General features: G+C 72.2%; 9 protein-coding genes. 7 read left to right on the forward strand and 2 right to left on the reverse strand.

Translation table 11 applies throughout. The annotated features are described in order from the left end of the window. Positions 1–86 precede the first annotated feature (86 nt). Positions 87–1823 (reverse strand): lytic transglycosylase domain-containing protein, encoded by a 1737-nt coding sequence (locus OG309_RS09470; protein WP_329419716.1) that lies wholly within the window; start codon positions 1821–1823, stop codon positions 87–89. Positions 1824–2017: 194 nt separating this feature from the next. Between OG309_RS09470 and OG309_RS09475 the strand changes: the two genes are divergently transcribed. Continuing rightward, a complete protein-coding gene (locus tag OG309_RS09475) occupies positions 2018–2932 on the forward strand; it encodes a DUF4184 family protein (protein ID WP_329419718.1) in 915 nt (304 codons plus the stop codon). Between the two features lie 156 nt (positions 2933–3088). Here OG309_RS09475 and polA read toward each other — a convergent pair whose 3' ends face one another. Beyond that, positions 3089–5809, reverse strand: a complete 2721-nt coding sequence (gene polA, locus OG309_RS09480) for a DNA polymerase I (protein ID WP_329419720.1) — start codon at positions 5807–5809, stop codon at positions 3089–3091. A 154-nt stretch (positions 5810–5963) separates the two neighbouring features. Here polA and OG309_RS09485 point away from each other — a divergent pair, with 154 nt between their 5' ends. From OG309_RS09485 to OG309_RS09510, 6 genes are all read left to right on the forward strand, one after another. Continuing rightward, positions 5964–8246, forward strand: a complete 2283-nt coding sequence (locus OG309_RS09485) for an FdhF/YdeP family oxidoreductase (protein ID WP_329419723.1) — start codon at positions 5964–5966, stop codon at positions 8244–8246. A gap of 471 nt (positions 8247–8717) precedes the next feature. Next, a complete protein-coding gene (locus OG309_RS09490; protein WP_329419725.1) occupies positions 8718–9659 on the forward strand; it encodes a hypothetical protein in 942 nt (313 codons plus the stop codon). Between the two features lie 83 nt (positions 9660–9742). Beyond that, the gene (locus OG309_RS09495) at positions 9743–10246 is read left to right on the forward strand and encodes a PaaI family thioesterase (protein WP_329419726.1); all 504 of its coding nucleotides are present in this window, start codon (positions 9743–9745) and stop codon (positions 10244–10246) included. Positions 10247–10387: 141 nt separating this feature from the next. Continuing rightward, entirely contained in the window at positions 10388–10807 is a 420-nt protein-coding gene (locus OG309_RS09500; protein ID WP_329419727.1) for a hypothetical protein, read from the forward strand. Positions 10808–11262: 455 nt separating this feature from the next. After that, on the forward strand, positions 11263–12501 hold the full coding sequence (locus OG309_RS09505; protein ID WP_329419729.1) for a branched-chain amino acid ABC transporter substrate-binding protein: 1239 nt from the start codon (positions 11263–11265) through the stop codon (positions 12499–12501). Between the two features lie 143 nt (positions 12502–12644). After that, a complete protein-coding gene (locus tag OG309_RS09510) occupies positions 12645–13577 on the forward strand; it encodes a branched-chain amino acid ABC transporter permease (protein ID WP_329419730.1) in 933 nt (310 codons plus the stop codon). Positions 13578–13581 lie beyond the last annotated feature (4 nt).

Raw genomic sequence — 13581 nt, forward strand, 5'->3', positions numbered from 1 at the left:
TGAGAACACGTTGCACTCAGAACGACGGACGCCGCCCCCGTGTCCGGTGGGGACACGGGGGCGGCGCGGCGGAGCCGGTGCGGGCGTCAGGAGGTCGGCGTGGCCTCCGGCGCGCCCGAGGACTGCGACGGGGAAGGCGTCGGGGTCGGGGTCGGCGTGGGCGTCGGCTCGGGGGCCGGCTCGGTGACCTTCAGCGTGACGGTCAGCGTGCCGCCGCCGGGCGCGGTCAGGCGCAGCAGGAAGGTGCCGGCCTTCCCGTCCGCGTAGATCTTCGGCAGGGTGAGCACCCCGTCGGCGTCCGTCTTCAGACCCGTGAGGGTGTGGAGGGCGGTGCCGTCCGCGCCCTTGAAGTAGGGCCCCTCGGTGGCGGTCTGCGGGTTGTCCGCCGAGGTGATGAAGGTGGCGGTCAGGGCGACGCCGGAGGCGACGGCTCCGCCGTCGGTTGCCTTGACCCGCACCTGGTCGGCGAACTCGGCGCCGGTGACGGCCTCGAGCTCCTTGGCGTCGAGGCGGGTGAGCGTGTCGGCGCTCCGCTCGGTGACGGTCGCGGAGAACGAGACGGCGCCCAGGGTGCGGCCCACGACCGCGGCACCGACGGTGAAGCGGCCGGTCCGCTCGCCCGCCTTGAGGTTCGGGGCGACGGCCTTGCCGTTGGCTCCGGTGGTGGCGGTGATCTCGCGGGCGCCGATGCCGAAGCGGGCGTCGGTGTCCCCGGTGATCTGGAAGCGCACCTGGACGCCGGCGACCGGCTTGCCCGCCGCGTCGAGCGCCACGACGGCGGGGCGGGTGGCGAAGGTGCCGCCGGCGGTGGCGGTCAGGGTGCCGGTGGAGGCGTCCTTGATCCGGGCCACCTTGGTCACCGGGGCGGGGGTCGGCGTGGGCGGCTTCGGCGGGACGGGCTTCGACGGGGTCGGCTTCGGCGTGGGCGGCTTCGTGACCGGCGTCTTCGGCGGCGGGGTGTTCCGGCCGGGCGTGGTGTCGCGGTCGTCGCTGCGGCCGCCGGGCAGCACACCGGTGCCGTCGGGCACCTGGTGGGTGCCGCGCTTGTAGTACTCGAACCAGGAGAGGACCGTGTTCAGGTACTCCCGCGAGTGGTTGTAGCTGAGGACGGCCCGGTCCAGGTCCGCCTTGACCGCGAGGTTGCGGTCGTTGGCGCAGAGGTACATGCCGGCGGCCTGGGCGGCGTCGTAGATGTTGCTGGGGTCCTTCTTCCCGTCGCCGTTGGCGTCCTGGCCCCAGGTGGCCCAGGTGGACGGGATGAACTGCATCGGGCCTATCGCCCGGTCGTGCGTGGTGTCGCCGTCGTAGGCGCCCTTGTCCGTGTCCGAGATGTTGGCGAAGCCGACACCGTTGAGGACCGGGCCGAGGATCGGCGAGAGGGTGGTGCCGTTGGCGTCGACCTTGCCGCCGCGCGCCTGCCCGGACTCGACCTTGCCGATGCCCGCGAGCAGCTGCCAGGGCAGGTTGCAGTTGGGGTCGGTCGACCGGATCGACTGCTCGGCGCGCTTGTAGGCGGCGAGGACCGACGCGGGTATGCCGGCCTCCGCGGGGCCGGTGATGACCGGCAGATCGGTGGTGGCGCCGGGCTTGTTGGGGGTGTTCAGCGGCGGCAGGTCGGTGTAGTACGGCGAGTTGCCGGAGGCCGAGCCGCCCGGGGGCGTCGCCGTGTCCTCGGCACCGGCCGGCAGGTCACCGCTCGCGTTGTCCGCGGGCGGCGGTGCCATGTCCGGTGCCTGCGAGGCGGCCAGTGCCGCGACCGCCGCGGCCACCACCGCACCGCTGGTGGCTCCCCTGCGCAGCCGACGCCCCAAGTGCGATGCCATACGTGTGGTCCCTCCCCGTTTCACCGCCATCGCGCTCCCCGCGCGAGATCTGACCACGTGACCCTATGCCAACTCCCGACGCGGCGGCACCGGGCCCTGACCGTGTTTCACGGTTTCGTCACCACTTGGCCGTCGCCGCTTTCGACACCGGCCGCTCTTGCATACTGGGCCGGACACCACACGAGGGGATCCCGGTGCCGTTCACACTGAGCCATGCCGCCGCCGTCCTGCCGGGCATCCGGAGCGACGGCCGAGCGCGCGGGCCCCTGGTGGCCTCGGCGCTCGTCGCGGGCTCCTTCTCCCCCGACCTGACCTACTTCGCGGCCACCGCCGTACCCGGCGCGATGCAGTTCGGGAACGTCACCCACTCACCGCTCGGCGTCGTCACGGTCGACGTCCTGATCACGGCGGCGCTGGTGGCGCTGTGGCTGATGGTGCGTGAGCCGCTGGTGGGACTGCTGCCGCGCCGGTGGAACGGCCGGGTGTACGGGTTCGTCCGGGGCCGCCCGTGGCGGGAGCGGCGGCCGGCCGGGCTCGTCCTCTGGTTCGGTCTCTCTGCGGTGCTGGGCGCGACGACCCACGTGGTGTGGGACGCGTTCACCCACCTCGACCGCTGGGGCACCCGGCTGATCCCGTTCCTGGGCGAGATCGTCGGCGGCTTCCCCGTCTATCTGTACGCGCAGTACGGCGGTTCGGCGCTGGCGCTGGTCCTGCTCGGCTGGTTCACGGTACGGGCGCTGCGCGCCACCCCGGCCGGGGCCGGGCCGCCCGCCGGGGTACCGCTCCTCGACCGGCGCGGGCGGCTCCTCGCGGCCGCGGTGATCGGAGCCTGCGTACTGGCCGCCACGGCCCACCGGGTGGTGCGCTTCTACGCGTACTGGGGACGGATCGACAAGCCCCTCGACATCATCCCGACGCTCTGCTTCGGTGCGGGCTCGGGGCTGGCCCTCGGTCTGCTGCTGTACGGGGCGGGGACGCGGCTGTGGCCGCCGGACCGGCCGGAAGCCCGCCTCGAGGCCCGGGTGCGCCCCGTCCCGGAAGCGGGTCCCGACGCCGCGGCCGGCGCGTCGGGCCGTGCGCCGGAGCGCTCCCGTCCCGGACCTCGCTGATCCCTTCGGCCGGGGTGAAGCCGCGGTCGGCCCCCGTTCCGCCGCCGCGCACCTCGTCCCGCGGCCCCGTCCTCGCCTCCCGCCTCCCGCCTCCGGGAAAAGGGACCGGGCGGCCGGCCTCCTCGGCCCGCCGCCCGGTCCCTTGCCTCCCGTGCCTCAGTGGGCGGCGGAGTCCCAGTCCGGGCCGACGCCGACGGAGACGTCCAGCGGGGCGCGCAGGTCGACGGCCTGCGACATCCGCTCGCGGACCAGGGCCTCGACCCGGTCGCGCTCGCCGGGGGCGAGCTCCAGGACGATTTCGTCGTGGACCTGGAGGAGCATCCGGGACGCGAGGCCGGCCTCCGTGAGGGCGCGGTCCACGTCGAGCATGGCGACCTTCACGATGTCCGCCGCGGTGCCCTGGATCGGGGCGTTCAGCGCCATCCGCTCGGCCGCCTCGCGGCGCTGGCGGTTGTCGCTGTTGAGGTCCGGGAGGTAGCGGCGACGGCCCAGCATCGTCTCCGTGTAGCCCGTGGCGCGGGCCTCGTCGACGACCCGGCGCAGGTAGTCGCGGACGCCGCCGAAGCGCTCGAAGTAGGTGTCCATCAGGCCGCGGGCCTCGGCCGGGTCGATGCCCAGCTGCTGGGAGAGGCCGAAGGCGGACAGGCCGTAGGCCAGACCGTACGACATGGCCTTGATCTTGCGGCGCATCTCCGCGTCGACGGCGGACCGCTCGACGCCGAAGACCTGCGAGGCGACCGTGGTGTGCAGGTCCTCGCCGGAGGCGAAGGCCTCGAGCAGGCCCTCGTCCTCGGAGAGGTGGGCCATCACGCGCAGCTCGATCTGGCTGTAGTCGGCGGTCATCAGGGCCTCGAAGCCCTCGCCGACGACGAAGCCGTGCCGGATGGCGCGGCCCTCGTCGGTGCGCACCGGCACGTTCTGCAGGTTGGGGTCGGTGGAGGAGAGGCGGCCGGTGGCGGCGACGGTCTGGCTGAAGGTGGTGTGGATCCGGCCGTCGGCCGCGACGGTCTTGATCAGGCCTTCGACGGTGGAGCGCAGCCGGGCCTGCTCGCGGTGGCGGAGCATGATCACCGGGAGCTCGTGCTCGGTCTGGCCGGCGAGCCAGGCGAGGGCGTCGGCGTCCGTGGTGTAGCCGGTCTTCGTCTTCTTCGTCTTCGGCAGGTTCAGCTCGCCGAAGAAGACCTCCTGGAGCTGCTTGGGCGAGCCGAGGTTGAACTCGTGGCCGACGGAGGCGTGCGCCTCCTTCACGGCCTGCTGCACCGCGCCCGCGAACTGCTGCTCCAGAGCCTCCAGGTGGTCCCGGTCGGCGGCGATGCCGTGCCGCTCCAGGCGGGCGAGGAGGACGGAGGTGGGCAGCTCGACCTCGTGCAGGAGCTCGCGCGCGCCGACCTCGGCGAGCCGCTCGTCGAAGGCGGTGCCGAGGTCGAGGACGGCACGGGCCTGGCTCATGAGGGCCTCGGCCTCGGCGGTGTCCTCGGCGCCGAAGGCGAGCTGGCCGTCGGCGGCGGCCGCGGGGGCGAGCTCGCGGCCCAGGTACTCGACGGAGAGCGCGTCCAGGGCGAAGGAGCGGCGGCCCGGCTTGACCAGGTAGGCGGCGAGCGCGGTGTCCATGGTGACGCCGGCGACGGTCCAGCCGTGCTCGGGGAAGACCCGCAGGGCGCCCTTGGCGTTGTGCAGGACCTTGGGCCGCTCCGGGTCGGCGATCCAGGCGGCCCACGCGCGCTCGTCGGCCTCGTCGAGCTGGGACGGGTCGAACCAGGCGGCGGCGCCGTCGGCCGCGGCGAGGGCGACCTCGGCGACGCTGCCGGTGCCGAGCGCCCAGCTGTCGACGGTGGCGACACCGAGCGGCTGGGCGCCGTGCCCGTCGAGCCAGCCGGCGAGCTCGCCGGCGCCGAGGACGGTGAAGTCGAGCTCCACGCCGGCGGCGGGGGCCGGGGCGGCCTCCTCGGCGGAGCCGGGGTCGACGGCGAGGAGCCGCTCGCGCAGCGAGGGGTTGCGGATCTCCAGGGTGTCGAGGACGAGGGCGACGGCGGTGCGGTCGTACGGCTCGCGGGCCAGGTCCTGGACGCCCTTGGGCAGCTCCACGTCGCGGACCATCTCGGTGAGGCGGCGGTTGAGCTTCACCGACTCCAGGTGGTCGCGGAAGTTCTGCCCGGCCTTGCCCTTGACCTCCTCGGCGCGCTCCACGAGCTCGGCGAAGGAGCCGAACTGGTTGATCCACTTGGCGGCGGTCTTCTCGCCGACGCCGGGGATGCCGGGCAGGTTGTCCGACGGGTCGCCGCGCAGCGCGGCGAAGTCCGGGTACTGGTTGGGAGTGAGTCCGTACTTCTCCTGGACCTTCTCCGGGGTGAAGCGGGTCAGCTCGGAGACGCCCTTGGTCGGGTAGAGCACGGTGGTGTGGTCGGTGACCAGCTGGAAGGAGTCCCGGTCGCCGGTGACGATCAGGACCTCGAAGCCCTCCGCCTCGGCCTGGGTGGCGAGCGTCGCGATGACGTCGTCCGCCTCGAAGCCCTCGACGGCGAAGCGGGGCGCGTGCATGGCGTCGAGGAGCTCGCCGATCAGCTCGACCTGCCCCTTGAACTCGTCGGGGGTCTTGGAGCGGTTCGCCTTGTACTCGGGGAACTCGTCCGAGCGCCAGGTCTTGCGTGACACGTCGAAGGCGACGGCGAAGTGCGTGGGCGCCTCGTCGCGGAGCGTGTTCGCGAGCATGGACGCGAATCCGTAGATCGCGTTGGTCGGCTGCCCGGTCGCGGTGGTGAAGTTCTCCGCGGGCAGCGCGAAGAACGCCCGGTACGCCAGGGAATGCCCGTCCATGAGGAGCAGGCGCGGACGGTTCTCTTCGGTCATATCGGTCTTCTTCGCTGCTGTCTCGGCCACGGGACGATCCTGCCACGCGCCACCGACATTCCCGTCCACCGCTCGGTGGCCCGACCGGGCCTGGGCTCCTGTCGGTGGGGCGTGACAGGATCGGACCCGTACGAGAGTTCTTCCCCGGACCCGTCCGGGGCCCCACCGCTCAAGGGAGAGCGCGATGGTCAGCAAGCCGCCCGCCGGCGATCCGGTCCAGGACGCGCCGCAGGTCACGGCGCCGCAGCACGCCGCGGCCGGTCTGCCCGCCGTCGCGCACACACTGCGGATCGCGCAGGCGCAGATGGGCGTGCGGCGCACCGCGCAGACCCTGCTCAAGGTCAACCAGAAGGACGGCTTCGACTGTCCGGGCTGCGCCTGGCCCGAGGGCGACAAGCGGCACGTCGCGGAGTTCTGCGAGAACGGGGCGAAGGCGGTCGCCGAGGAGGCGACGCTGCGCCGGGTGACCCCGGAGTTCTTCGCCGCGCATCCGGTGGCGGACCTGGCGGCCCGCAGTGGGTACTGGCTGGGCCAGCAGGGCCGGATCACGGACCCCATGTACCTGGCGGAGGGGGCCGAGCGGTACGAGGCGGTGTCCTGGGAGCGGGCCTTCGCGATCCTCGCGGAGGAGCTGACGGCGCTCTCCTCACCCGACGAGGCGCTGTTCTACACCTCGGGGCGCACGAGCAACGAGGCCGCGTTCCTGCTCCAGCTGTTCGCCCGCGAGTTCGGCACCAACAACCTGCCGGACTGCTCCAACATGTGCCACGAGTCCTCGGGCTCCGCGCTCAACGAGACGATCGGGATCGGCAAGGGCAGCGTCTCCCTGGAGGACCTGCACCGGGCGGACCTGATCGTGGTCGCGGGGCAGAACCCGGGCACGAACCACCCCCGGATGCTGTCGGCCCTGGAGAAGGCGAAGGCCGCCGGCGCGCGGATCATCTCGGTGAACCCGCTCCCGGAGGCGGGCCTGGAGCGCTTCAAGAACCCGCAGACGCCGCAGGGCATGTTCAAGGGCGCCGCGCTCACGGATCTCTTCCTGCAGATCCGCATCGGCGGCGACCAGGCGCTGTTCCGGCTGCTCAACAAGCTGGTCCTGGAGACGCCGGGCGCCGTGGACGAGGAGTTCGTCGCCGCGCACACCCATGGGTACGAGGAGTTCGCCGCCGCCGCGCGGGACGCCGACTGGGACGAGACGCTGGCGGCGACCGGTCTGTCCCGGGCGGAGATCGAGCGGGCCCTGGAGATGGTGCTCGCCTCGGAGCGGACGATCGTCTGCTGGGCGATGGGGCTCACCCAGCACAAGCACTCCGTGCCGACCATCCGCGAGGTGGTCAACTTCCTGCTGCTGCGCGGCAACATCGGCCGGCCGGGCGCCGGGGTGTGCCCGGTGCGCGGTCACTCCAACGTGCAGGGCGACCGGACGATGGGGATCTTCGAGCGCCCCTCGGCGGCCTTCCTCGACGCGCTGGACAAGGAGTTCGGGATCGTCTCGCCGCGCCACCACGGCTTCGACGTGGTCCGCTCGATCGAGGCGCTGCGGGACGGCGAGGCGAAGGTGTTCTTCGCCATGGGCGGCAACTTCGTGGGCGCGACCCCGGACACCGAGGTCACCGAGGCGGCGATGCGCAGGGCCCGCCTGACGGTGCACGTGTCGACGAAGCTGAACCGCTCGCACGCGGTGACCGGCACGCGGGCGCTGATCCTGCCGACGCTGGGGCGCACGGACAAGGACGTGCAGAAGAGCGGCAAGCAGGTCGTCACGGTCGAGGACTCGATGGGCCTGGTGCACGCCTCGCGGGGCAACCTGCCGCCGGCGGGCCCGCGGCTGCTCTCCGAGCCGGCGATCGTGGCCCGGCTGGCGCGGGCGGTCCTCGGCGCGGGCTCGGCCACGCCGTGGGAGGCCTTCGAGGCGGACTACGCGACGATCCGCGACCGCATCGCCCGCGTGATCCCGGGCTTCGAGGACTTCAACGCGCGGCTGGCGGCGAACCCGGGCGGCTTCGCGCTGCCGCACGCGCCGCGCGACGAGCGGCGCTTCCCGACGGCGACCGGCAAGGCCAACTTCACGGCCGCGCCGGTCGAGTACCCGAAGGTGCCCGAGGGCCGGCTGCTGCTGCAGACCCTGCGCTCGCACGACCAGTACAACACCACGATCTACGGTCTCGACGACCGCTACCGCGGCATCACGGGCGGCCGCCGGGTGGTCATGGTGCACCCGGAGGACGCGGCGGCGCTGGGCTTCGCGGACGGGGCGTACGCGGACCTGGTGAGCGAGTGGACGGACGGCAGCGAGCGCCGGGCGCCCGGTTTCCGGGTGGTGCACTATCCGACGACCCGCGGCTGCGCGGCCGCGTACTACCCGGAGACGAACGTGCTGGTGCCGCTGGAGTCCACGGCGGACATCAGCAACACCCCGGCGAGCAAGTCCGTGATCGTGCGACTGGTTCCCCCGGCGGGTGACTGACCGGTCACGCGCCGCGCGGGAGGAGCGGGGATTCTGTATCCTCCACTCCCGCGCCGCGGCAGCCGGCCGACGGCCGAGGACGCCACGGGGGTCCTGTTGTCCACTCCTCCCTCCGGCGGACACCCGCCGGAGCAGCACCCGCCCGCACAGTCCCCGCCCCCACCGAGCGCGGCCCCACCGCCGCCGGTGCCGCAGAACCCGCCGGTGCCGCACAGCCCGCCGGTGCCGCAGAACCCGCCGATGGGGCAGATCCCGCCGGGGCGCCGGAGCCGGCCCGTGCCCCAGAGCCCTCCGGTCCCCCCGCAGAGCCCGTCGGCTCCCGCGCCCCCGACGACGCCACCTCCTCCCCCGCATCCACCCGCTCCACCCGCCTTACCGACCCCGCCCCCACCCCCGCCCTCACCCGCACCCGAGCCGCCCGCCCCGTCCCTCAGCGCCCTCGCCCTGGAGCGGATCGCACCGGGAAGTCCGGTGCCGCCGTCGCGGCGGGGCCGGTTGCGGGTGCTGGTCCGGGGGCTCCTGGTGATCGCCGCGGGCCTGCTGGCGACCGCGCTGCTCACCCAGGTCGTCACCTACGTCTACGACACCGTCTTCGCCGCCGACCGGGCCCGGGCGGAGGACGCCGCCCAGGACCGGCTGAACGACGAGAAGGCCCCGTTCACCGCCACGGCCGACTCCGACCTCTCGGCGCTCGACGGCGACGACTGGACGATCGTCCTCGACCGGACGCTCACCCCCGGGGAACAGCGCTCCCTGATGGCCGTGCCCGTCGAGGCCACCGGCTACGGCCGGAACGTCTGGCGGATCCTGGGGCCCCTCGGGGCGCGGGTCATCGGCACCACCCCGCACCTGGACGAGGGGAGGGACGGTGTCGTCTCGCCCCGGAGCGGGCCCACCACCCAGTTCCGTCTGAACCTCTTCAGCGACCGCACCTCCCAGCTGTCGGTCACCGGCATGGAGGCGGTCGACCTGCACTGCCGCCCCTCCGCCGCCCGCTTCGTCCTGGAGCACCCCGCCCAGGGCGAGGCGACCTATCCGGGCGTCCACTTCGATCTGCGCCGGCCGGCCGCCGACCCGGTCATCACCGACGAGGGGGACGACCAGGGGCAGCGGTACTTCGACCGGCGGCGGATCGACCTCGGCGGCGGCAGCGAGCCGGGCGGGCTGCGGATCGCGGCCACGGTCGGCACCGAGACCTGCGACTGGGCGATCAAGGCCGCCTACCGCGACGCGTCGGGGGCCCGCGGCGAGGTCGTGATCCGCGACGGGGACGAGCCGTTCCGCGCGGAGGCGCCGCCGGCCGCGCCCGACCAGTTCTACTTGGCACGGTTCGCCCCGTACCGGCTCACCCCGTGTCATGAGCCCGCGTACGCGGAGGACCGCCTCTGCCGTCTCTTCCTCGGGGGTGCATGACACAATCACCCACGCCTAAGCGTTTGCTCAGGCGTGGAAAGACGCAGCAGACCAGCCGTACGAAGACGAACGGAGCCGGACCCATGGGTGAGCAGCAGCATGTGAAGTTCCCGCAGGAGGTCATCGACGAGTACGCCTCGCTCGGTGTGGACCTGCCGGCGCTCTTCTCGGCCGGTCACCTCGGGAACCGGATGGGCGTGCAGATCCTGGAGGCCTCGGCGGACCGGGTCGTCGGCACCATGCCGGTGGAGGGCAACACCCAGCCGTACGGTCTGCTGCACGGCGGCGCCTCGGCGGTGCTCGCCGAGACGCTGGGCTCGATCGGCTCGATGCTGCACGGCGGGGTGTCCCGGATCGCCGTGGGCGTGGACCTCAACTGCACCCACCACCGCGGGGCGCGCAGCGGACTGGTGACCGGGGTCGCGACGCCCGTGCACCGGGGCCGGTCCACCGCCACGTACGAGATCGTGATCACCGACGAGCAGGACAAGCGGGTCTGCTCGGCGCGGCTGACCTGCATGCTGAAGGAGATCGGCCCGAAGGACGCGGGGAACCTGCCGGAGGCCGGTCACGCCACCGGGGCCTGACGCGCAGCACACCGGGGCCCCGGGACGGACTTCCGTCCCGGGGCCCCGTCGTATTCCCAACTCCCTTTACCTGATGGCCCCTTGCCCTCGGGCACGGCAAGCGCTTCACTGGCGGGCGACTCACACACCGAGGGGTTCCCGTTGAGGTCCACGCGCGCCACGACCAGGGTGACCGCCGGCACCGCCGCGGCTCTGGCGGGCTGCGTCCTCGCCCTGTCCACCGGGTGCGCGCGGGCGCCCGAGGAGCCGGCGCCGCGCGCGAGCTCACCCGCGGACGTGTGCGCGAGCCTGGTGTCGTACTGGGTGAAGGAAGCGCTCAAGGGGAGCAAGTGGGCGGGGCTCGACTGGGAGCAGAAGGGCCTGTCCAACGAGCAGTACGAGATCCACGACGAGGTCCTGCTCGCGGCGCGCGCCGAGGAGCGGCGGGCGGGCCGTGACGCCGCCTTCGCACTGGCCGACCGGGAGAGCCGGCGGCGCTGCGAGGAGGCGAAGGGAGCGACCGGAAGTTCGGAGAACTGGCGTCCGCCCAGCGAACAGAGAGTACCCACGGGCGGACTCTGACCCTCCTCTTCGTCACACTGCGTCACACCGGCGCAATAAAGGAGCGGAGCCCTCCGGTCAGACCGCGCGTCCGCTGGCACCGAGGCGAGTGTCCGATATCCGGAGAGGTAACAGGTTCGGTCGTCAGGAGCCAAAACCGCTCAAGCCCCTTAGCGGAACTGGGCGTTCTCAGCATGTGAACACCGCACTACCGACCGTTGTGCCCGGCTTTGCCCACCGCCCGCACACCGTCTCCCCCCGTCGGCATAACAAGACAGTCACATCCTGACCTCGGCGCTCCCCGACCTTCCCCACCTACGCCTAGAGTCACGGCCAGTCACCGCGCCGCCGGGCGCCTTCTCTGCACGGCACCCGCTCCACCCCGTACGGCCCGGCTTCGAAACGGCACCTCTAGCTACACAGCTTCACGGCACCGCCTCAGCTTGAGGGGGCCGCGCCAGGGAAAGGATTTCTTCGTGCGACACCGTTCTTTGCTCATCCTCACCAGCGTGCTCACCACGGGAGCGCTCACCCTCACCGCCTGCGGTTCGCGCGACGAGGGCAAGGGCGGCGGCGGCGACGACGCCGGCGGCACCACCACCGTGGTCATCGGTGTGGACGCCCCGCTCACCGGCTCGCTCTCCGCACTGGGCCAGGGCATCAAGAACTCCGTGGACCTGGCGGCCAAGACCGCCAACAAGAACAAGGAAGTCCCCGGGATCACCTTCAAGGTGGAGGCCCTGGACGACCAGGCCGTCCCCGCCTCCGGCCAGGCCAACGCCACCAAGCTGGTCGGCAACAAGGACGTCGTGGGCGTCGTCGGCCCGCTGAACTCCGGCGTCTCCCAGCAGATGCAGGGCGTCTTCGCCGCCGCCGGCCTCGCGCAGGTCTCCCCGGCCAACACGAACCCCTCGCTCAGCCAGGGCGACAACTGGGGCAAGGGCGAGTTCAAGCGCCCCTTCCCGACCTACTTCCGTACAGCCGCCACCGACGTGGTCCAGGGCAAGTTCGCCGCCCAGTACCTCTTCAAGGACGCCGGCAAGAAGAAGGTCTTCGTCGTCGACGACAAGCAGACCTACGGCGCCGGCCTCGCGGCGATCTTCACCGAGGAGTTCAAGCGCCTCGGCGGCCAGGTCGTCGGCACCGACCACGTCACCGTGAAGGAGACCGACTTCTCCTCCAGCGCCGACAAGGTCAAGTCCTCCGGCGCCGACTCCGTCTACTTCGGCGGCCAGTACCCCGAGGGCGGTCTGCTCTCCGACCAGGTCAAGAAGACCGGCGCCAAGATCCCCGTCATGGGTGGCGACGGCATCTACGACCCGGCCTTCATCAGCGCCTCCGGCGAGGCCAACGACGGCGACCTGGCCACCTCGATCGGTTACCCGGTCGAGAAGCTGGACACCGCCAAGAAGTTCATCGCCGACTACAACGCGGCCGGCTACAAGGACCCGTACGCGGCCTACGGCGGCTACTCCTACGACGCCGGCTGGGCGATCATCCAGGCCGTCAAGGCCGCCGTCGCCGCCAACAGCGGCAAGCTGCCGTCCGACGCCCGCGCCAAGGTCACCGAGGCCCTGGGCAAGGTCTCCTTCGACGGTGTGACCGGCAAGGTCTCCTTCGACGAGTTCGGCGACACCACCAACAAGCAGCTCACGGTCTACAAGGTCGAGGGCGGCAAGTGGGTCGACGTCAAGAGCGACACCTTCAACCAGTAGTACCCCGGTCCGCCCCCGGGCCCTGAGGCCCGGGCGGCGAGACCCGCCCCTCGCAGTACCGCACACCTGAACCAGCCCGCGCGAGGGCGCAAACAGCGCCCTCGCGCGGAGTCATATCCGACACGCTCATCGGAGGCCCTGCGGTGAACGAACTGCCGCAACAGCTGGCCAACGGCCTGGCCCTCGGTGCTCTCTATGGCCTCATCGCCATCGGGTACACCATGGTCTACGGCATCGTCCAGCTCATCAACTTCGCCCACGGCGAGATCTTCATGATCGGGGGCTTCGGCGCCCTCACCACCTACACCGCTCTGCCGAGCGGGACGTCCCTTCTGGTGGCGATACCGCTCATGATCGTCGGTGGCGCGATCGCCTCCGTGGCCGTCGCCACCGCCGCCGAGCGGTTCGCCTACCGTCCGCTGCGCAGCGCGCCGCGGCTGGCCCCGCTCATCACCGCGATCGGTCTGTCCATCGCGCTCCAGCAGCTGGTCTGGCAGTTCTACCCGGACGCCAAGAAGGCCGTCAGCTTCCCCGAGTTCAAGGGTGAGGCCTTCCAGCTCCTCGACAACCTGCAGATCCAGCGCGCCGACGCCTTCGTGCTCATCCTGGCACCGCTGTGCATGCTCGCCCTCGGCGTCTTCGTCTCCAAGAGCCGCAGCGGCCGGGCCATGCAGGCCACCGCGCAGGACCCGGACACCGCGAAGCTGATGGGCATCAACACCGACCGCATCATCGTCATGGCCTTCGCCATCGGTGCCGCGTTCGCCGCCGTCGCCGCCGTCGCCTACGGCCTCGACAAGGGCCAGATCAACTTCGAGATGGGCTTCATCCTCGGCCTCAAGGCGTTCACCGCGGCCGTCCTCGGCGGCATCGGCAACATCTACGGCGCCATGGTCGGCGGCGTGGTCCTCGGCATCGCCGAGTCCCTCTCGATCGCCTACATCGAGGACATCCCCGGCATGCAGCAGCTCGGCGGCGGTGCCTGGTCCAACGTGTGGGCCTTCGTCCTCCTCATCGTCGTCCTCCTCGTGCGGCCCCAGGGCCTGCTCGGCGAGCGCGTCGCGGACAGGGCGTGAGCGA

It is taken from the genome of Streptomyces sp. NBC_01268, assembly GCF_036240795.1.
Lineage (GTDB): Bacteria > Actinomycetota > Actinomycetes > Streptomycetales > Streptomycetaceae > Streptomyces.